This is a genomic window from Shewanella eurypsychrophilus (assembly GCF_007004545.3).
GTDB lineage: Bacteria > Pseudomonadota > Gammaproteobacteria > Enterobacterales > Shewanellaceae > Shewanella > Shewanella eurypsychrophilus.
The window spans coordinates 5,362,148-5,383,362 of sequence record NZ_CP045503.2 but is presented as its reverse complement, the minus strand read 5'-3'; the positions used below and the strand labels follow the sequence as shown (position 1 = coordinate 5,383,362).

At 44.2% G+C, this 21,215-nt stretch carries 19 protein-coding genes; 7 read left to right on the top strand and 12 right to left on the bottom strand.

What is annotated here, in order from left to right; all coding sequences use genetic code 11:
- The first annotated feature begins 37 nt into the window (after window positions 1–37).
- Window positions 38–649: a thiol:disulfide interchange protein DsbA/DsbL gene (locus FM038_RS23075; RefSeq protein WP_142873652.1), complete on the top strand. Its 612-nt coding sequence runs from the start codon at window positions 38–40 to the stop codon at window positions 647–649.
- Between the two features lie 956 nt (window positions 650–1,605).
- Complete coding sequence (locus tag FM038_RS23070) at window positions 1,606–1,818, top strand: DUF1107 domain-containing protein (protein ID WP_142873653.1); 213 nt, start codon at window positions 1,606–1,608, stop codon at window positions 1,816–1,818.
- A 38-nt stretch (window positions 1,819–1,856) separates the two neighbouring features.
- On the opposite strand, the gene zapB is transcribed toward FM038_RS23070, so the two are convergent.
- The 3 genes from zapB to FM038_RS23055 form a co-directional block, all read right to left on the bottom strand.
- On the bottom strand, window positions 1,857–2,060 hold the full coding sequence (zapB, locus tag FM038_RS23065) for a cell division protein ZapB (RefSeq protein ID WP_142873654.1): 204 nt from the start codon (window positions 2,058–2,060) through the stop codon (window positions 1,857–1,859).
- A 387-nt stretch (window positions 2,061–2,447) separates the two neighbouring features.
- A complete protein-coding gene (locus tag FM038_RS23060; protein ID WP_142873655.1) occupies window positions 2,448–3,059 on the bottom strand; it encodes an outer membrane beta-barrel protein in 612 nt (203 codons plus the stop codon).
- Window positions 3,060–3,476: 417 nt separating this feature from the next.
- Window positions 3,477–4,112, bottom strand: coding sequence for an outer membrane beta-barrel protein (locus FM038_RS23055; RefSeq protein ID WP_223292956.1), 636 nt, complete (start codon window positions 4,110–4,112; stop codon window positions 3,477–3,479).
- Window positions 4,113–4,338: 226 nt separating this feature from the next.
- On the opposite strand from FM038_RS23055, the gene FM038_RS23050 reads away from it, so the two are divergent.
- The 4 genes from FM038_RS23050 to FM038_RS23035 all read left to right on the top strand — a co-directional run bounded on the left by FM038_RS23050 (window position 4,339) and on the right by FM038_RS23035 (window position 9,366).
- Complete coding sequence (locus FM038_RS23050) at window positions 4,339–5,694, top strand: esterase/lipase family protein (RefSeq protein WP_142873656.1); 1,356 nt, start codon at window positions 4,339–4,341, stop codon at window positions 5,692–5,694.
- A gap of 299 nt (window positions 5,695–5,993) precedes the next feature.
- Window positions 5,994–6,908: a virulence protein gene (locus FM038_RS23045; protein WP_142873657.1), complete on the top strand. Its 915-nt coding sequence runs from the start codon at window positions 5,994–5,996 to the stop codon at window positions 6,906–6,908.
- Window positions 6,908–8,170, top strand: a complete 1,263-nt coding sequence (locus FM038_RS23040; protein WP_142873658.1) for a DUF4056 domain-containing protein — start codon at window positions 6,908–6,910, stop codon at window positions 8,168–8,170. Before FM038_RS23045 ends, FM038_RS23040 begins: the two co-directional genes overlap by 1 nt.
- Window positions 8,170–9,366 carry a BamA/TamA family outer membrane protein gene (locus FM038_RS23035; protein ID WP_142873659.1) on the top strand — a complete coding sequence of 399 codons (1,197 nt, stop codon included), beginning with the start codon at window positions 8,170–8,172 and terminating at the stop codon, window positions 9,364–9,366. The genes FM038_RS23040 and FM038_RS23035 overlap by 1 nt, the downstream gene beginning before the upstream one ends.
- A gap of 36 nt (window positions 9,367–9,402) precedes the next feature.
- Here FM038_RS23035 and FM038_RS23030 read toward each other — a convergent pair whose 3' ends face one another.
- The 5 genes from FM038_RS23030 to FM038_RS23010 form a co-directional block, all read right to left on the bottom strand.
- Complete coding sequence (locus FM038_RS23030) at window positions 9,403–10,143, bottom strand: cupin domain-containing protein (protein WP_142873660.1); 741 nt, start codon at window positions 10,141–10,143, stop codon at window positions 9,403–9,405.
- A 175-nt stretch (window positions 10,144–10,318) separates the two neighbouring features.
- On the bottom strand, window positions 10,319–11,401 hold the full coding sequence (locus tag FM038_RS23025; RefSeq protein WP_142873661.1) for a hypothetical protein: 1,083 nt from the start codon (window positions 11,399–11,401) through the stop codon (window positions 10,319–10,321).
- 162 nt (window positions 11,402–11,563) lie between these two features.
- A complete protein-coding gene (locus FM038_RS23020; protein WP_142873662.1) occupies window positions 11,564–12,697 on the bottom strand; it encodes a porin family protein in 1,134 nt (377 codons plus the stop codon).
- A 57-nt stretch (window positions 12,698–12,754) separates the two neighbouring features.
- The gene (locus FM038_RS23015; RefSeq protein WP_142873663.1) at window positions 12,755–13,123 is read right to left on the bottom strand and encodes a cytochrome c3 family protein; all 369 of its coding nucleotides are present in this window, start codon (window positions 13,121–13,123) and stop codon (window positions 12,755–12,757) included.
- A gap of 5 nt (window positions 13,124–13,128) precedes the next feature.
- Entirely contained in the window at window positions 13,129–14,646 is a 1,518-nt protein-coding gene (locus FM038_RS23010; RefSeq protein ID WP_142873664.1) for a flavocytochrome c, read from the bottom strand.
- Window positions 14,647–14,985: 339 nt separating this feature from the next.
- On the opposite strand from FM038_RS23010, the gene FM038_RS23005 reads away from it, so the two are divergent.
- On the top strand, window positions 14,986–15,777 hold the full coding sequence (locus tag FM038_RS23005; protein WP_142873665.1) for a TetR/AcrR family transcriptional regulator: 792 nt from the start codon (window positions 14,986–14,988) through the stop codon (window positions 15,775–15,777).
- A 155-nt stretch (window positions 15,778–15,932) separates the two neighbouring features.
- Here the strand turns inward: FM038_RS23005 and FM038_RS23000 are convergent, their stop codons facing one another.
- The 4 genes from FM038_RS23000 to FM038_RS22985 all read right to left on the bottom strand — a co-directional run bounded on the left by FM038_RS23000 (window position 15,933) and on the right by FM038_RS22985 (window position 21,181).
- Window positions 15,933–17,069, bottom strand: a complete 1,137-nt coding sequence (locus tag FM038_RS23000) for a hypothetical protein (protein WP_142873981.1) — start codon at window positions 17,067–17,069, stop codon at window positions 15,933–15,935.
- Window positions 17,070–17,594: 525 nt separating this feature from the next.
- A complete protein-coding gene (locus FM038_RS22995) occupies window positions 17,595–19,223 on the bottom strand; it encodes a methyl-accepting chemotaxis protein (protein WP_185965820.1) in 1,629 nt (542 codons plus the stop codon).
- A gap of 318 nt (window positions 19,224–19,541) precedes the next feature.
- Window positions 19,542–20,630, bottom strand: coding sequence for a hypothetical protein (locus FM038_RS22990; protein ID WP_419555654.1), 1,089 nt, complete (start codon window positions 20,628–20,630; stop codon window positions 19,542–19,544).
- Between the two features lie 77 nt (window positions 20,631–20,707).
- A complete protein-coding gene (locus tag FM038_RS22985) occupies window positions 20,708–21,181 on the bottom strand; it encodes a DUF3299 domain-containing protein (protein WP_142873667.1) in 474 nt (157 codons plus the stop codon).
- Between the last annotated feature and the right edge of the window lie 34 nt (window positions 21,182–21,215).

Here is a 21,215-nt window from a genome sequence, read left to right as displayed (position 1 = left end):
TGAACATTGCAGTTTGCGAAATAAGGGATACAAGAAGATGAAAAAAGCATTATTGATTGCCGTTGCATTTTTGATGGCACCGATGGCCGCTATTGCCGCCGATTATAAAGAAGGTGTTCACTACACAGTGATCAACCAAGGTCCAGCCACGGCTAAACCTGAAATTACTGAGTTTTTCTCGTTTTATTGTGGTCATTGCTACAATTTTTCTAAGACAGAAGTTCCAAAAATAAAAGCTAACAAGCCTGAAGGGGTTACCTTTAAGCAGAACCATGTTGAGTTTATTGGTCGTGAAATGGGTGTAGAGATGTCACGTGCTTTCGCCGTTGCTCATCAGCTCAAAGTTGATGAAAAAATCGAGAAGGCAATTTTTGCTGCGATCCATGATAAGAAACAGAATTTCACTAACCGTAATGACCTCCGTATGCTGTTTATTGCTAATGGTGTAGAGGGCAAAGATTTCGATGCCGCAGCAAACTCATTTATGGTGAGTGCTCAGATGTCTCAGATGAAGCGAGCTACTGCTAATGCACAAATATCCGGTGTTCCAGCACTTGTAGTGAATGGCAAGTATCGTGTTGAGACAGGTTCAATCAAGTCTTATGACGAACTTTTAGATATCGCTTACTACCTGACTTCGATGAAGTAAGTTTATAGCTGCATATCTACAGAAGGAGCCTCACGGCTCCTTTTTTGTGTCAGGAACACTTATGCAGATTAGCCATGGATGGCTACTAATCTGCTTTGTGTCTGGCTTCTCGTCATAAAGAGTAGTAATAAAGAGTTATGTCGATTGCTCACGGGCCGTTGATGCTCCTCGCATCATTTTGGCATTCCCCACTTCTGACCCATATGGATATGGGGAATGCCTTCGAAATGTCTGGAACATTTAAGACCGTGTGGGTCAAGGTAAGCAACCGGCTTAGTGTCTGGAACACTTATGTCTATTATCCACGGGCCAAAGATGTTCCTGACATCATTTTGGCATTCCCCACGTCCGTGTGGGTCAAGGCTAATAATCGACCTTGTGTCGGGCTGCTTGTAATCAAGAGCCGTAATCAAGAGCTATGTCGATTGCCCACGGGCCGTTGATGCTCCTCGCATCATTTTGGCATTCCCCACTTCTGACCCATATGGATAAGGGGGATATCATCGAAATGTAGGAGCGGCTTTAGCCGCGAATGTTTAAGGCCGTCATTGTCTTATACTGATTGGTATAACGGTCGTGAATTTGAATTTTTCACTTGAGAAAGGCATAAAAAAACCGTATTTCCTGGTCGCAAGAAATACGGTCGCTGAGCCATAAGGCTCAATTTTACCCTGAGTAACAAGTCTAATCTAGCAGGGTGTCAAATTCTTGGCAAGTGACATTTAAACTTATTTCCTAGCTATTAGTCTGATAGACAAGAGGAAATTTTATGGGTAAGCATACGGATTCAATTGTTTACAAAAAAAAACATTATTTAATGCAACTCTCATGGTAAAACACAGGTCAAAGACAGAGTCTTATCCGATAAAACTAAATATAAAGTGCAACGGGTAAGGTCGTTTTTTAGTCAAGTAGTTTTAGCAAGCAGTTAAAGTAATGAAACACAAGGAGGCAACGTGAGAGTTTTTCCTGTCTACGCACCAAAGATTATCGTTAAACACGCGCGGATTTTTTTGTCTGGGGTGATCTGGGTTAAAGACTTAGGTCGATTAGAATTCGAAAAAGGGAGATTTTTATTACCAAGGAAGAGTATGCCGAAAGTGAAACAGGCGATTATAGAATTAAATGCATTAATAGAGAGTCAAAGTAGCGAAGCGAAGATTGCGTAACCTTCGCTTATGCTATAACAAGTTATAAAAAGCTATAACTAGCTCACTTCTTCATTGAGCAAGCCAACAAGTCCAGTGACTTTTTCGTTCCAAGAAGTAAGATCTTGGTTCAATTGTTGGTTTTGCTCAATTAGAGTAACACTCTTCAGTTTCTCGTCTTCAAGCTCTAATTTCAATAGCTCGATAGTTTCAAGTGCAGCTTGGATTTTAGTCTCCAGCTTGGACAGTAGTTCAAGGCTCATGGGAAGTCCTAATAGTTTCTGGATGGTGTGATTATTCTATCAGTGCAAGGACTGTAGTGAATAGTTAATTATGCCTAATGATGAAAAAAGTCTCTGAAAAGTAGAAAGAAATGATTATTTTTTGTACTTGTTACTTAAGCGTTAGCGAAATAGCCATTTTTTTACTTGAAATGCTAACTTATTAGCGGGTAATTGACTCTATTTCGAGGCATTCTCTAGCTTTTATGCTGCGACTTATTCAGCCTTATCTTCAGCAGTGTCTTTATTTATAGATGTTTCCGTCATCGACTTCTGCTTATTGCTAATTTCATCACAGTTAAGTGGGTCGTTAGCTGAATTATCAGGTATAAAAAAAGCCCCGTAAGGGGCTTTTTTTAAATGAGTCGCTTAGAAACGGTAATCAACCGATAGGTAAAGTTGCTGGCTATCTTGTAGTGATGCCTGATCAGTCCAACCTATGTTGTTTGTTGGTGCTGGAACTGGGTAAGTCTCAGATACATCGTAGTCTTGTTTAAGGTAGCGATAACCAATCTCAGTACTTAGTTTGTCATTGATCTTGTACATTAGACCTGTTTGACCACCCCATACGAAGCGATTCTTCGAGCTTAGCTCGTCAGTGTCAGGGCTAATGTGGTTAACACCAGCTGACGCACCGATAAACCAGTTTAACTTATTGCTAGCACCTAGACCGACAAGGTAGTCATAAGAGAGCATTAGGCTCTGCTGTCTAGTGAAGTCGTCTGAGTTATAGTTGTAAGTAGAGTAAACACGGTTGTTATCATTCAGATATGCACCAACACGTACTTCATAGAACTCATTATTTTCGGTTTCTTTGAAGTTCTGAGCGTTGTATCCAGGATCAACATTTGCTTGTGATGAGCCTTTATAAGTGTTTTGTTGTGCGCCAACACCACCACCGATGAACCAGTCTGCAGCCATTGTTGGGGCTGACATTGCTGTGGCGATTACTGCTGCTACTGCTAAAGATTTGATTTTCATAGTATGTTCTCACTCTCTAAAAATATGGTGACTCAAATTTAAGTAACTTATGTTCAGTGATTTACTGTTTAGTGACTTAGATTTAAGCGACTTAAATTTAAGTCATTTGCTTTTCGTTGAGGGCATACTAGTCGGATCAGTCTGAACAATAACTGAATGGAATAAACATGAGTAATGATCTAAGTATTAGATATATTGAGTGAATTGGGCTGTCAGTCTTGGTGTGCTTGGATTTGCGGGAATTTTAGGGATCACTAATAATTCTTGTATTATGTGTTTTTCTTATGCGTTTTTTTTGAGTTTATTTCTAGCTCGCTTAGTGTTGAGGGGTGTTAATGCGAGTGAAGTGATAATAGATTATGACTTCACTCTAATGATGTCAGACTAGACGAGTATCTAGCTAGACTGACATTTAGGTTAGAAGCGGTAATCTAGACTCAGGTATACCTGCTGAGAGTCAGTTGCTGAAAGTGTGGTTACTTCACTCCCCGCTTTTGGTGTTGCAACTGGCTCATCAATCTCATCTGGCGCATTACTGATAGAGTAATCTTGATCTAGATATCGATAACCAATTTCGGTGCTTAAGTTGTCGGTGATGTTAAAGATGAAACCTGTCTGGCCACCCCAGACGAAGTTATTGCCTGAACTCATATTCTCGGATTCTGGGCTAACATGGTTAGATCCTGCTGAAGCGCCGATAAACCAGTTTAATCTGCCACTGCCGAGTGGCACTAAGTAGTCATATGAGGCTATAAAGCTCTGTTGAGTAGTACTGTCATCAGCATTATAGGAATATGTGCCGTATAAGCGGCTACTATCATCAAGGTAAACACCCCCACGAACCATATAGAACTCATTATCGTGTGTGAGAGATGAAGAGGATGTGACTTCTTTCGGATCTTTACCTGTATCGGTGACAACCTTGTCATATCCATTTTGTTGTGCACCAACGCCAGCGCCAACAAACCAATCAGCAGCCATGGTCGGGATAGAGAATACAGATGTGATCACAGCAGCTAAAACTAAGGGGGTCTTATTCATCTTGTTGTTCATAAAATTGCTCTCATTGTAGGTACGGGTCTTGTTCTTGGGAGCATCATAGGTGAGCGTCACTGAACCTTAACTGAATATTAACTCACAATTAATCCGATGGTGATTACTGGAATGCATACGGATAATGTGCGCTTAGGTATAGATGAAATACAAATATATCAGCTTGTTTTTACGCATTATTTTGATATATTAACCTATTGAAATTTAGACTTAGTTGAGGTTGAACATGCAGCTGGTTTTTGTCCATGGTTGGAGTGTGACAAGCACCAATACTTATGGTGCGTTGCCTCAAGCTTTAATTAAACTAGCGAATGCTGAACTTAAGCTAGATATCAAGCATATTCATCTTGGTCGCTATATTAGTTTTGATGATGAGGTGACATTAGAAGATATTGCCATCGCTTTTGAGTCTGCAAGAAAGCGAGAATTGGCAGGGCAAGCGTTTTCAGTGATCACTCACTCCACAGGTGGGCCAGTGATCCGCGCCTGGCTTGAGCAATACTATGGAAATAACCTGACTCAATCCCCCCTCAAACACTTGATCATGTTGGCCCCAGCTAATCATGGATCAGCGTTAGCTCAGCTGGGTAAATCTAGGCTAAGTCGCCTCAGAGCATGGTTCGATGGCGTTGAACCAGGGCAAAAAATATTGGACTGGCTTGAGCTTGGCGCCGATGAACAGTACAGATTAAACCTTAAGTGGTTAGATTATGATTTTAGCCAAACAGATATTTACCCCTTCGTGTTCACGGGGGAGGCCATAGATAAGAGTCTGTATGACTATATGAATAGTTATACCGGTGAGGCTGGCTCTGACGGAGTAGTAAGAACCTCGGCTGCCAATTTAAATTTCATCAGTATGCGTCTAGAGCAGGAAGATGAATTGGTTTGTCAGGATTTCGAGAACCGCTGTGTAAAGCGGCTCACTTTAGTTGATAAAAAGCAGCCACTTCAGCAGGTTGCCTTTGAGATCATCCCCAATGGGAGTCATAGCGGCACTACGATGGGGATTATGGGCTCGGTAAAGGGCAAACATGCCAATAGAAAACCAGTTGTCTCTGGGATTTTAGAGTGCCTGTCAGTGACGAATAGAGCTCAGTATACCCATGTATTGGAAGCAATGAGAACGCGCAGTGATAAGGTCAAGAAGAAGCGTAGATATAGTATGTTGGTAATACGCGTGAGTGATGACTTAGGCCATAAGGTGACTGACTTTGATGTTTATCTGCTCAGTGGTAAAAGCTTCCATCCAGGGGCGTTGCCTAAAGGCTTTATGCTGGATAAACAAAAAAACACAGTGAATCAAAATTGTGTCAGTTTCTATTTAGATACCAATAAGTTATTGAGTGTTGCTGAGGGCCAAATTGGCCTAAAGCTTGTTGCCAGACCCGATGCTGGATTTAGTTACTATCAGGCTGCGGAGTATCATTGTGAGCCTGAGCAGGTGGATCAGTTAATCAAGCCCGATCAGACGACCATCATCGATATTGTGATAAAGAGGCATATTCACCATGATACTTTCACGTTAGTTAATTCTGATGAAGCTGGTCGATTCGATGACTTTAAAGGTCAGCAGCGTTAACTCCTTCTTGTTGATTTATTAGTGATAAAGATAGACCGTAACTCACTTTCTAGGTGTTGATACCGATTGGTATTACTCCCTCCTTCAGTTTATAAACCGTCTCTATTCAGATTTGTTTCATATTCCTAATATAAAATGAACGTTCATTCATTTTATATCTGCTTCTGTTTTACACTTCCTGTTTCAGCTAGAAGTCAGTTACAGCTAAAAAATGCACTTCTGCATAACAGCTAGGCATAAGCTTTGATATTCATCAGGCAAGCTTGTGCGTATTGCTCATGAATTTTCTAAGGCTCAGCATGTCAAAAACACCCATTACTTCACTCTGGTTAGTGCTACTTTTCGTCTCGATTTCTAGTGTGTCTGTTTGGGCAATCGAAGTTGAACCAGCTAATGAAAAATATGCCCGAGCCTTTCCAATATGGGCGCAGGAAGCAATAGATTTAGGCCATGAGCTACCAAAACCCTACGGACTGAGCATGACCTATATGACAATGGATCAGCCTTTGGTGGTTGATTCGGTTTCATTTTCTGGATTAGGCCCCATTATTGATGACGCCTTGTCGATCACTGGCTCCGAAGCGCTACAGGACTCTCAGACCCTGACACTCCGCGCTGATGTTTGGCTGTTGCCATTTTTAAATTTTTACGCAGTGTTAGGCCATACCGAAGGCAGTAGCGTGGCTAATGTTCAAGTTGATGCAGACTTGACCTCGATCCTCCCGCCTCTTTATTGCCAGTTTAACCCTTGTAACATTCAATCAGACCCCTTCGATTTTGAGCTTCATTTTAAAGGCTTCACCTATGGTGTTGGCGGTACTTTAGTTGGAGGTATAGGTAATTGGTTTGCATTATTAGATGTGAATTATACCAACACCAATTTAAACATTCTCGATGGTGAGATAAGCACCATAGTGGTGTCACCTCGGGCTGGATATCGCTTCCAACGTGGCAATAATGATATGCAAATCTGGTTTGGTGCCATGTACCAAAATGTGGAGCAGACCTTTAGCGGCTATTTGCATGATATTGGCATAGGTAATGATTTTGACTTCCTGTCGACCGGTAAGTTTGAAGTCAATCAGCACCTTGAAGATAAATGGAATGGACTTGTCGGAGGGCAAATATCGATTAACAAGCATGTCGATCTCCTATTAGAGGTTGGGTTTGGTACTCGTACTAGCGGCATGCTCAGTATTGGTTATCGTTTCTAATGAAAGTCATCCTAAAGTCGTTGAGTATTGTCATCTGCATCTGTGCTCTTGCCGCTTGTAGCAGTAGAGACTGGCAGATAAGGGCCAATCCTACTGAGCTTGCTGTGGCAGCGGCACTAGATGAACAGCCAGATCCTGCCATTGTGAGTGAAGTGGAGTTACACGAATTCACCAATGCTGGTATGCCTAAGGCTGTAAGGCCTTGTTGTGCCTTTGGTACGGCGCAGAAGGTGACAGTGGCTTCCATCCCAGTTCCCTTTTATCGACTAGCTAACACGGTAAGCCTAGAGGACATAGGTCCCCATGCCTATGAAGCGGGTACATTCAGTCACCAAAAGGGCACACCTACTGGTCGTCGAGGCGGTGAGAATAATGGCATTATTTATACCCAGCTAGGTGGCTTTATTGATCTAGCTCATGTGCGTGATACTGCCGATAATGCGGTGGCACTCTTCTATCAAATTTATAGCCAGCTTGGGCAAGAGGCTCGCATAGAGCTGCCAGTTGAGATTGGACCTAGGTATATCCAGTTATCGGCGTTTGAGACCAATCACCTAAGCATCAAACAACGACAGGAAGTGGCGGCTAATATCGCTGCCCGCCTGGCTTATTTTGTGGCCGAAGCCCATGAAGTGGCTCAGTGGCACGGTTATCGTACTTGGCTTCCTTGGTCCGAGGAGGTATCGGCCTATTCACCCGAAGACCTCTACTCAAATATGTTAGGCGCTAAGATTGCCACTGCGCTTTTAAGTAATAACCTCACCATGAACAGAGAGCTATATAACCAGCATATGACCAGCTGGTTACATGCGACATTGGCCTGGTTGCGTCCGGTTTCTAAAGCGCAGACGAATGCTCTGTTTGATGCGATTGACGGACACTGGTGGGACTCTAGCGAGGCATTACCGAGTAAGTATATGCTGCTACTGCGTCACTATGAACTTGGTGATGAACAAGCTCCTTATCTTATTGGCAAGGAGTTGATTGAGCAGTCTTCTCACGGTGAGCTTCTATCTGCATTACCAAATATGTCTGATTCGCCCAAGTCACTCTCTCTCCCTTCTATTATTCACGATATAGAAATCGATAAGGTTGCTCAGCAATGGTTATTTGTAGGAGATAAACATAAGGCGAGCTTCAAGCATGTTCCTGAAGCGTTATGGATTAATGGCTTTACTAGTGAATCTTTCAAAGAGATAGCTAAATATGATGCTCAAATTGATAGGGCTGAACTAGACGCACATCAGCGAGGATCTAAATAATGGTTAATTCTAAATGGTTTAGCCCTTCTTTAGTTTTGCTCATCCTGCTTACATTTTCGGTCTTTGCTGAAGAAGCTCATAGTGACGCGGGAGTTAAGCTTGATGGAACGTTCAAGCAAGAGCCTGTCGACGAACCGAGCTGGATAGATAACTTTCTGGATAACTTAGGTGCAGATGGTGAGTTCGACCCAGATAAACTGATCGACTTTAGTTTTCTACCTGGTCCTTTTTATAATCCAGAGATGGATTTAGGTATCGGCCTTTCCGCTATAGGTCTCTATCGCGTCGATCCCAATGATGAGCTGACTCAGTTATCATCATTGGTGATCAATGGCTTCGCCTCAACCAATGGCGCCTTGGGGGTGACTGTCGCGAACAAGACTTTCCTACATCAAGATCAACGTAGATTCTATCTGGACGCTGAAATCGCCGATGCACCTGATGTCTTCTATGGGGTGGGTTATCAAGATAACTATGATGATGGCAATCGCAGTGATTTCAATAATAGGCAGTTCTCGTTACGTCCTATGTGGCTAGAACGGCTTTCTGAAACTAGCTTTATCGGTGCAGGCTTTGATTTTAGCTATGCACAAGCCAGCAATATCGACCTGTTAGAGTCTGACATTGAGACTGAGATTTTAGAAAAGGACTCTAGAAGTGTCGGCATCAACATCATGATCAATTACGACACGCGTGACACTGTACTGAACCCATCAAAAGGTCGTATTTTACAGCTCGATGCCGCCTGGTATCGGCAGGCGCTAGGAGGGAAAACGGATTTCGAATCGCAGAGTTTTCTCTATAGTGAATATCTACCTGTAGGTAACAGTGGCGATGTGATTGCCTGGCAGCTTCATGGGCGCTTTACCCAGGGGGATGTTCCTTGGGATAAGCTGTCTAAGCTTGGGGGAGGCAGTCATCTTAGAGGATATACGTCGGGTCGCTATCGAGATAAGCAGATGTTGTTAACTCAGGCCGAATATCGATTAAATTTACCGGGTCGGCACGGCATGGTGTTTTGGGCTGGGGCGGGCACCATTGCGAGTGAGATTAGCGAGTTTAGTGCCGATGAGCTCTTACCCAATGTCGGTATAGGATATCGTTTCGAAGTGAAGCCAAATGTGAATCTCAGGCTAGACATGGGATTTGGCGATGGAGATTCAGGGTTCTATTTTAACGTCAATGAGGCGTTTTAATTAAAAGCGGCCGAGTATCTCGGCCGCTTTTAGTTATTACTTGAATACTTTCTCGTTAGTGCCATATGGACCTAAGTTTAGATCGCGCTTACGGATCTCATCGACACGATCGAATGCTTCTTCTGCAACGCGCAGATTCTTCACATCTTTACGCCAGTAGTACTTAAAGCCATTAAAGTGTGCGTTGTTTGGATACCAGTACATTACACCTAAGCCTTTATCGCTCATGATCGGTGTGTTGTGAATAGTGGCGCCAGGAATGTAAAAATACTGACCTAGGTTAAGAGACTGAAACTTATTGTCTGCCAGTGTTTTGCTGCCACCGGTAACCACGTAATAACACTCTGGTTGACCGTGGAAATGCGGTGCGTGATCTGACTTGCCACCATCTGTGATGCCGATAACAACAGGGCTGTCAGAAAGTTCTTTCCAAATATAACCGACTGGTGATTTTGACTTATCACAGTCTTTAATTTCCAATACATTACCGTCGTCATCTAATGACTTACAAAATTGCTGATCTGCAGCGATACTGCTATTAGATTTGATGCTATTGAAATCAATTTTTCCTGCTTCCCAATCGGCGATATAGGCTTCTACTTCAGGGTTACTACACTGAACAGGCATAGTGTCTTGAGGCGAATAAGGCGTGCTGTCGTATGGCACTGGCGTCATCTGCTGGTATGGCAGTTGTGCGTGATCGCATTGTGGACCCTGAGCTACTGCAGCCGTTGAGGCTATTGCTGCAATGCCGAATATCATTTTAAGTTTCATCATCATTTCCTGTTTTAGCTGATGCAGCTCTAAGCTGCGCTATTGTGCTTGTTATTTTTGGGCTGAACTAACAATAAAACGATAAAGGTTGCGTAAAGGTGAATTGGATCACGCACTGTTTTTAGCAGCAAACTTATTCGTGAGCTGGCTCGCGAATATTCTTACCATAAGCCACGATTTAAAGGTGAAACTGCACACTGAGCTGTGCGTAGTTGGAACTTCCTTGAGGCGACTCTATTGGATTAAACTCTGGTGTAGCATCATCAATTTGATAGCGACCAAGTTCGAAACCGACTTCGAGTTCTCTGGTTAAGTTGGTAAAAAGATTGATGCCGAAATGGTTGCGGTCAGTTTGTTCTACCTGGGTACTTGTGCGGCCGTAGAATAAGCTGGAACGTAGCTGTTCACTCCAGAAGTGCCGGTAAGCAAACATCATTGATGTCGACGTTTCTAATTGGCCATTGATAATATCTTTAGCGGCGTCGGTACCCACATAACGACCTAAATTCCCGTAGTGTAGCTGCACTCTTAAATCATCCTTGCCAAATGTATAAATTTTGGCCGCAACCGAAAAGCCCACACCAAATTGAGCACTGTCGGCTGGGTCTAAATAGCGAAATAGACTAGATAGTGATGCATTACCCCAGTCCCCACTTTGGTTATAACGAACGATAGCGTCGGGGATATAGTCGTTACTGGTATCTATCCACTTTTTTTCATCGTTATCCGATGGTTTTTTAGTGCCATAGGTATAAGGGTTTTCCAGAGAAAATTGCCAATTGTCGATGTCGTAGCCTAGCAATGCCTGACGCACCATAGCTTGGCCGACAAGAGGTCCGCCTAAATCGGCCGTTTCGGCAAAAGTGCTGGTATTAACCAGTCTTGACCAGGTTTGTCCGGCAGTAATATGTTCATATTGAATGAAGGCATGTCTGAGTCTAGGGCTGTAGGAGTTAGATATAATAGGGTTACCCTGGGAAGATCCAACAAAATCTATCTCGGCAAATCCCATCACTTCTCCATGAGTCACCTTGACGTTTAAGCGGCTTTCCTGAGCGCTAAACTGAGTGCGCTTTGCCTCCTCTGCAACTATTCCACCGCCAGCCCAGCTATCTTGAAAAGCAATATTGCCACTGACATAACGAGCATTGGCTTTAATGAACCCTCCCATTTGATAGTTAGTTTCGGTTAACGTGGAAGCGCTGCTGGTAAAAGTGATGAAAAGAGCCGTTAGCAGTGACAAAGTGGTGATTGATTTCATAGATCTCTAATTGAAAATTGGTTGAAAAAAAGCCCTCAACAGAGGGCTGGATTAAAAACGCAGGCAGGAATTAGTTGGGTTGGTTTGAAGCGCTTAAATCCTAATATAAATAGTGGCAGAAACCGGGGGAGCATCTGGTTTCTGCCTAAGCGTCAATGGCTATTAGAAATAGTAGCCAAAGTTAATATTGACGCGTTTGTCCCAATCATCACCCATTTCAGGCAGGCCCACATGATCATTGTTGGCGGTTGAGAAGGTCATGTTTTTACCCATGACGAAGTCGACCATAGTATATGTTGGACCTGCTGAGATGGCACAACCAGTGACATTTTGCATGCTGTTGTCGTAATCGTCATCATCAACGTCTGGTGTCATTAAGCCAAAGTCGTTGTAGCATTTTACGCTACCCCAATCAGTGGTAAAGGTCTTAGCGATATTGGCGCTATAAGCTTGACCCTTAGAGGCGATCTCGTACTGCCAGCTAACAACGGAAACACCGATCTTGTTTGAATCTTCAGCATCTGCAGCATTGTATTCATATTGCATCGCCTGCAGCTGTAAGTTCCAGCCTTGGTAGCTGCTGTCTAAGTGAAGCGCCACAGCATAACGGTCACCATTGTTGCCGGTTTTGCTGTTATAGATCTGACCATACTGAACTGACCCGCCCATAGTGGTGGAACCGCCCTCATACTCGGCCGTGTAGGTTTGACGCACGTTGAACTGGTTGGTTTCTTCGTTGTTATACTCAGTGCCATTGATGGTACCTGTGTACAGATCCGTAGAGTAACGCTTGTTCTCGGTTGGACCATATTCGGCATTCTTGAAGAAAGCGAAATCGGTATGCCAGCCATTGCTCTCATAAATGGCTTTAACACCTACATCATGATCATCTTCAAAGCCTAGGTAATAGGGAAGACCGAACCACCAGCTGTTTGAGATAAACTCACGGTTACCAAATGGCACCTTAGTAATACCAAACTGTAGCTGCCACTCAGGATCTATGTTGTAGATACCGTAACCATATTTAATGTAGTCAGTACTTGAGGTAAAGCGGTATTCCGCCGCTAAGCCCCAGTCACCTTTCTTGCCATCAAATTTAATCGCCGCCATATCAAAAGTGAGATCACCACCTTTGTCTTTAGAGGCTTCACTGTAATCTTTGTAGCCATAGTTAACGCGTACGGCGCCGCCTATGTTAATGCCGTCTTCCTGTTCTTCTGCATAGGCTGCAGAGCTTGAAAGTGCTATCGCTGTTGCCACCATCGACAACATGAACTTGGTGGATTTTTTCATCATCATTACCCATTTAGTATTTTAGTATTTTTGTGTTTTATGTTTAAGTTTTCGAACTCGTTACATCACATCGAACCAGGTACGGTGGCACTCAGCGCATACCGGTGCTTTTTTCTCGTGTTCACCATGACAAGCTAAACAGCTGGCGCCCTGGTTGTAGTGGAATGATTTGTGCGGATTAGCTTCTTCGATAGCAAGCTTTGACTCATCAATTTCTATACTGTTGATATCGCCATGGCATTCGACGCAGGCGCTATCAGTCGCATTCTTTTTTCCTGAACCTTGATGGCAGCTCTGACAGCCATCTTCATAGATGAATTCATGGTTAGTTCGGCCCTGAGTTTTGCCTTTTATTTTCACTAGCTCACCCGCAATAGCACCGCCAGACAGAGAAAGACTGATAAGAAGTGTTAACAATAATTTGTTCATAGTGATTAAGCCTGCAGGTCAGATTTGATGGTTTCAGAAACGACAATACCCATAGCTAGACACTCTAGGCAGGAGGTTGAGCTCAAGCGTGCTTCACCGTGGATGCCGCCGGTGACTTCACCTATGGCGTAGAGGTTTTTAATGGGTTTCATTGAACGACCATCAATAACGCGAGCCGCTAAATCTGTCTTTAAGCCGCCCATGCAGTAGTGCACTTTTGGCCAGATACGGGAAACAATGAAGGGTGCTTTGAGCTCTACTGCCGTGTCCATCTTGCGGCCAAATAGTGGGTCGTTACGTGTTTCTACTTGCTGGTTAAACTGGGCTACCGTTTGCTTAAGCGTTGCAAGCGGGATATCAAACTGCTTTGACATCTGCTCTAAACTATCGACTTCCCATGCCATCTCATCACGAACGGCGCGTACTACTCGGTCATCGCCGATATAGTCATCGTGATTGAAGAAAACGACAGGATAGGCTGGGCTGCCATCGGCATTGCGGTTTTTCATTATGGCTTCAGAGCAGGTTTTTCTATCGGCTCGCTCATCCATATAACGTTTGCCGTTTAGGACGCTTACTGAGATACCTTGATGCCAGCCAATAGATAAAAGGGCATTTGACCAACCAAAACCGCCTTCGTCTGGCGAACCCCAGTGACCAGTTTGAATCAGGTTCATATGTACTGGCAGCGCGCCATGGGCCATTGCCGTTAAGGTGACTTCACCGGTAGCCCCAAGTGCATTGGTGCAATCTAAGCTTGGATCCAATGATGGGTCGACGACGGCACGTAGCGCTAAATTACGAGCAAATCCTCCATTGGCGAGCACTACCGCTTTATTGGCCTTGATATAGATGCTTTTACCTGTTTTTAAATCGGGAAAACGGTAATTCTGACGAACTTTAACGCCAATAATTTCCTGACCATCCATAATGAAATCTTCGATGTAGTGCTGCAGACGATACTCAACGCCTTCTTTTACACCTGCCTCATATAACTTGGTGGTGATATCCCCACCGGTACCGTGTTGGGTACGAATAGCGCGAGCCTTATTGTGTCCACCGACCTGAATGTTGAAGCCGTCGCGGAATTTAACCCCTGTGCCGATGCATAGTTCGTAAGCATCTAAAGCGCGGTTAGCGATTTGACGCAATGCCGCTTCGTTTTGCATACCACGGCCGGAGATGAGTTGATCTTTCACTAACTCTTCTGGTGAGTCATCATTCACGCCTTGGGCTAGTTGAGTTGGATTTTTTGGGATCGCAAGCCAGCCACCATTGATCGCCGAGTTACCACCAATCACCTGCATTTTTTCAAGTACAAGCACCGAACCCACGCCTTGGCGCTTAGCATTTAGTGCTGCCGATAAGCCTGCGAAGCCTGAGCCGATAACTAGTACATCGGTGGTTTCGTCCCAATTGATGGCTTTACATTCGCTGGCTGATGCTGCTACGGGTATTGCTGCTGCAATTCCACCTAAGGTGGCGCCGGCACTCAGCTTTAAAAAATTTCGTCTGTTGTGCATTTTTCTGTCCTCTATACTCAATGGGATAAAGATAGAGGCTATAGACCTAGCTAAAGGTGAACTAAGTCACGGCTTTTTTTGAGTGGCAAACTTATTCGTGAAGCAAGTCTCGAATAAGTTTTCTCGACCCAGCCAGAGCTGGGTGATCAGCATCAAAAATGTTGAATGGATTTTTTATTGGGTTAAAAATTATTGCTGTAATGTTTCTATGAAGTGACTCACAAAGCCTTTTAATAATTGCTTTATGTTGTGAAGTGCATCTCTATTGCATCTTTCTGTGCTATTCAGCTATAGGACATATCAGCATACTCACGCCAAGCCCATTTTGAGACCGTGACGATGAAATGCCCAACTGAGCCTCTATCTATCATTAGATGTAACCAGATCCTCGATGCTGCCGAGTCCCTTATTGAGACTCAAGGCGTTGTATCGTTCAAGTTTTCACAACTGGCAAAAGAGGTTGGCTGCTCTACCGGAACGCTTTATAAACTTTTTGAGCGTAAAGAGGATGTCCTTGTTTGTCTTTTTTTACGCAGTGCTACGTCTAATCACTTACCACAATTTATTGACATGCATCCTGAGTTAACCGCACAGGAGAAGGTGCTTCTGCCGATACTATTTACCTTTGAGACAATCAAGCGCAGTAAGAGCTTCTTTACATTACGCTCAGTGTCAGTCAATACCATGGTTTGGCAGCTGGCAAGTGATGAAAAAGTTGAGCGATTTAAGAAGCGTATTAACACATTTTGGCGTTGGTTTACTGATTCGTTAAACTCTGCCGTTGAGCGTGGTGAGCTGGAGGCGACCCCATTGCAGGTTAAGGAGTTAGTTCAAGGGATCACCTTCTATCTAACAGGCTGTTTGACCCAATTTGAGAGTCAGCTTATAGCGCCTGAATTTCTCTCTAATCGAAGAGAGACCTGTTATCGCCATCTTGCGAAACTAATGGGCCAATACCGCTGGGTTAAACCTTTAACCCCAGAGTTATTCGATTCTCTTGAGGCTCAGACTATTTCATTTTTTAATAAACATTATCGTGACCATATGAGTTGCGCCGCGTGTAGTACACTCGCTAACGCGAGCAAAAATGGTGGGACTCAATGCAGCCGGCTAGTACGGTTAGCGGGCTAAACAGTTTAAAGAAAAAAGCCTTCGATTGAAGTCGAAGGCTGGTTCTAAGCTGTCGATATGCTAGATCTGATGCTCTGAAACCCAAGTTAAACCTAAGGCTAACTAGGGGGTACTCGGCTAAAGTAGGGTCGGCATCGCTCTAATATCTATCTTCTTTAGAAGTAATAGCCAAAGCTAACGTTTACACGTTTGTCCCAATCATCGCCAATTTCAGGCAGGCCAACATGATCATTGTTAGCGGTTGCGAAGGTCATGTTTTTGCCCATGATAAAATCAACCATAGTGTAAGTTGGGCCAGCAGAGATGGCACAACCTGTCACGTTTTGCATGCTGTCGGCATAATCATCAGCAACGTCTGGCGTCATTAACCCAAAATCGTTGTAGCACTTTACGCTACCCCAATCGGTATTGAAGGTTTTAGCTATGTTGGCGCTATAGGCTTGACCTTTCGACGCTATCTCATATTGCCAGCTGACGACCGATACCGCGATCTTATTTGCATCAACAGCATCCGCAGCGTCATATTCATATTGCATAGCCTGTAGCTGCAAGTTCCAGCCTTGATAGCTGCTGTCTAGGTGCAGTGCCACAGCATAGCGGTCGCCATTGTTACCGGTTTTGCTGTTATAGATCTGACCATATTGCACTGATCCACCGAGTGTGGTTGAGCCACCCGCATACTCGGTGGTATAGGTTTGGCGCACGTTGAACTGGTTAGTCTCTTCGTTGTGATACTCGATGCCACTAGCTGCAATCGTACCGCTATATAGATCGGTAGAGTAACGCTTGTTTTCTGTTGGACCATATTCGGCATTTTTGAAGAAAGCTAAATCTGTCTGCCAGCCATTGCTCTCATAGATGGCTTTAACGCCCACATCATGGTCATCTTCGAAACCTAAGTAGTAAGGAATACCGAACCAGAAGCTATTGGAGATAAATCCAGGGTTACCAAATGGCACCTTAGTGATACCTAGTTGTAGCTGCCACTCTGGATCTATGTCATAAAATCCGTACCCATATTTTATGTAATCAGTACTCGAGGTAAAGCGGTACTCAGCGGCTAAGCCCCAGTCCCCTTTCTTACCATCAAACTTAATCGCGGCCATATCAAAAGTGAAATCGCCACCTTTATTTTTAGACTCTTCACTGTAATCTTTGTAGGCGTAGTTGACGCGCACAGCGCCGCCAATGTTAATGCCATCTTCCTGAGTTTCTGCATAAGCTGCAGAGCTTGAGAGTGCTATCGCTGTTGCCACCATCGACAACATGAACTTGGTGGTTTTTTTCATCATCATTACCTATTTACTCTTATTACTGTTTATTTTAATTTTCTATTTTTAAGGCCTGTTACATCACATGGAGCGAGATTTGGTATATGTCACGCCTTGAGCCACCAGCTTTATACTTAGCTTTAGGTGAGTCGTTAACACCTTGAGAGAGTAGGATTGGTTTTTTGGGGGAGCGAGCTAAATATTGTTAATTACTGAGTTACCGATATTCTTTCAAGGGGCGTTTAGGCTCGTTTATCTCGCTGTATTTCTTCAGACTTGTTAGCGATAAAAATGTGAAATGAATTCTATATTGGGTTACAAATTATTACTCTAATGTTTCTATGACGTGGATCACAAAGCTCATGAATAATTCCTTTGTGTAGCAATCGACATGAAGAGATGAGTTTCTCGTTAGCCGAAGAGAGACCTTCTATCGTGGTCTTACAAAATTTATGGGTCAATATAGTTGGGCTAAACGGTTTAAATAAAAAAACCTTCGATTCGAATCGAAGGCTGTCTTTAGTACCTTTCTGAGCAGGTTGTGGCCTATACCTTGAACTGTCCCAGCGTCGATGATATATCCGTAGCCAACTCCTGCAGTTGTTGCCCGGCTACCTCTATCTGCTGAGCTCCCTGAGCCGACTCATCGAATGCCTCTCTGATATTTTCGATATTATGATGCAAGGCATCAACTACCACACTCTGTTCTTCGGTTGCCGAGGCTATCTGAGTATTCATATCGGCGACCACGTCAATATCGGCGCTAATGTCGCCAAAGGCTGCTGCGGTGAGTTTTGCCTGCTGAACACTCGAGTCTGCTTTTTGTCTGCCTAAGTCTATGGTGTGAACCGCATCTTCGACTCGAGTCTGCATACTAAGGATCATACGTTCAATATCTTGTGTCGACTGCTGAGTGCGCATGGCTAAGGTGCGTACCTCATCGGCGACCACGGCAAAACCGCGGCCATGCTCACCGGCTCTGGCTGCTTCTATGGCTGCATTGAGTGCCAATAGATTAGTCTGATCTGCAATCGATTTAATGACATCTAAGATACTGCTGATGTCGTGTGCCTCTTGCTTTATGCCATTCATTGCGGCCACTATTTGATGAACTGTATCGGATAGCTCATTGATGAAGCTGATGTTATCCTCAACCAGAATATTGCCTTTCGATGCCCTGTCTTGAACGATTAGTACCGACTTTGCTGCATCGGCGGCGTTGCGGGCGACATCTGTGATGGTCGCACTCATTTCGTGGATAGCGGTCGCGACCTGATGGTTCTCATGTTGATGCTGGGTAAGCAGTTCTCTAGAGCGGCTAGTGATCACCGACATCTCACCTGTGGCACTATCCAGGACTGTCTGGCTCTGCTGCATCTCGATTATGATCTGGCGAACCTTTTCGGCAAACTGGTTAAATCCAGTGGCCAATTGCGCCAGCTCATCCTTACTCGATACCGCGAGCCTGATGGTTAGATCGCCATCTCCTTGAGCAATCTCTTCCATTGCGCTCGTTGTAGCGTTTAGCGGGCGAGTGATCGAGCGAATGACAAGCATGGATGCGAAGAAAATCATTGTCAGAAGCAAGCCGAAAAACATCAATTTTTCTTTAATGTGTTGGTTAAATTCGGTATCGATATCATCGGTATAGACGCCCGTTGCCAATATCCAGCCCCAGGGCTGGTATAACTTAACAAAGCTGACTTTGGGCTCGGGAGTTGTTGAGCCGGCCTTGGTCCACACATAATCGACATAACCTTCGCCGCCTCTGCGTATCACATCGAGGAAGGCGACATAGACTTTTTTCCCATTAGGATCGGTAAAATTAATCAGATTGTTACCCACATCTTTCTGGCTGGTGCCATGGGCCAATTGTTTTGCGTCGGTGTCAAAAATCCATAGATAGTCTTGCCCTCTGTATCGCATGGCAGAAATTTCAGACTTCACCATCTTCTGAGCCTCAGAAAGAGTCATCTCTCCCCGCTCGACAGACTCTTGTGCTCGCTTGAGCAGGGACATTCCAGCATTAACGACGCTGCTAATTTCTGCTTTTCGCTCTGTCAGCATCCGTGATTTCTGGCTAAAGGCCTCATATCCGGAGCTTACGATAAACGCGATCACCACAAAAATTAACAGCAACCAGATCCTTTGTACGATAGAGAGGCGATTTAACATTTTTTTGTCCGAGTTAGAGTAGTCGATTATTTAGAATTTTCTAAATTGTTGCTTTATATTGTTTTTTATTTGCATGTTTAGTGTTGTGATGACTGCCGCGAATAAATTTTCTGGGTTTGTCCGCTTGTGTGTTTGCACAAGTTTTTATTCTCAATAGAAAAAGCCCTCGGTTTTCACCAAGGGCTGGACCAAAATGTCGATGTGATGTGCTTGAATTGTGAGCCGGTCCTAAAGTTTATATCAAGGGTACTAGGCTCTGATGGGAACAGATCTGAGCCTAAAGCTCTAGCGTCAATGCAGAGCTTATTCTTACAGTGACTAGAAATAGTAACCGAAGTTAACATTGACCCTAAGGTCCCAGTCATCGCCAGTTTCTGGTAGACCAACATGATCATTGTTGGCGGTTGAGAAGGTCATGTTTTTACCTAAGATAATATCGAACATGGTATAGGTCGGACCCGCTGCAATGGCGACGCCGGTGACATTTTGCAAACTGTCATCATAGTCACTGTCTTCCACATCGGGTGTCATCAAACCAAAGTCGTTATACACCTTGTAGCTACCCCAGTCGGTTGGGAAGCTCTTAGCTAAGTTAACGCTATAGACCTGGCCTTTGGTGGCAATTTCATATTGCCAGCTGACGACTGATATGCCGATTTTATTCGGGTCAAGGGCGTCAGCAGCATCGTATTCATATTGCATCGCCTGTAGCTGTAGATTCCAGCCATTAAAGTTGCTGTTTAGGTGGGCGGCGATGGCATAGCGGTCACCGTTATTACCAGTATCACTGTTATAAATTTGTCCGTATTGAATCGATCCTCCTAACTCAGTACTGCCACCGTTATGTTCAAGGGTATAAGTCTGGCGCAGATTGAGCTGATTAGTCTCTTCGTTGTGATACTCGGTACCATTTATGGTGCCTGAATAGAGGTCAGCAGCGTAGCGCTTGTTTTCAGTTGGGCCATATTCAGGACTCTTGTAAAAAGCCATATCGGTATGCCAACCATTGTTTTCATAGGTAGCCTTAACACCTATGTCATGATCATCTTCGAAGCCTAAGTAATAAGGAATACCGAACCAGAAGCTGTTGGAGATAAATTCACGGTTACCGAAGGGAACCTTGTTGATACCAAATTGTAGTTGCCAGTCGGGGGTCATGTCGTAATAGGCATAGCCGTACTTGATATAATCAGTGCTGGCGGTAAAACGGTATTCGGCCGCCAAGCCCCAGTCATCGAGTTTACCGTTAAATTTAATCGCGGCCATATCGAAAGTGAAATCACCACCTTTGTCTTTAGAGGCTTCGCTATAATCCTTATAGGCGTAGTTAACACGTACCGCGCCGCCGATATTGATACCATTTTCAGATTGAGTATCGGCCATGACAGGCGCTGTTATGCCTGTCATTGTTATCGCAGCAAATAGGGCTGAAAGCGCAAAGAGTGTCTTGTTCATCATCATTACCTTTGTATTTTATTTGTGACTTAACGAATTCGTGTCGGTGCTCTATGGCTTGCATTTGGCATGCTGACTTGCACCGGATACGCGATAGCTTCGATGCCTTTCATCTGGTAACCAGTTTTTGCAAAACCTGCCTGTTCACTCTTCACGCTCAAGATCCCGGCGATATACATAGGTTGTTGCAGATCGGGTATCTTGATGGGGACATCGAACGCGACATGGATCAATTGGTTTGGCGGGGAAGGCCGTGTGTGGACACTGGCGCCCTGTTGTGGCGTTAATAAGAAGTGCTTGGTATAGCCACTTTTTTGGCCATCTAGTGGCACCACGAAACCCGGGATAATCACTTTTTTACCATCAAGCTCTAGATTGACATTGGTTTCTACCGCTAAGCCAGCAGACCCTGGAGCCAAGTTATTCCAAAGGATCGATATCGCCTCTTCGGCTAAAAGGGCTGGGCTAAAGAGTAAGCTAAGAGCCAAAATTAGTGTTTTCATAGTATTTGATAAGGCCAGCTGAGCTGGCCTCACT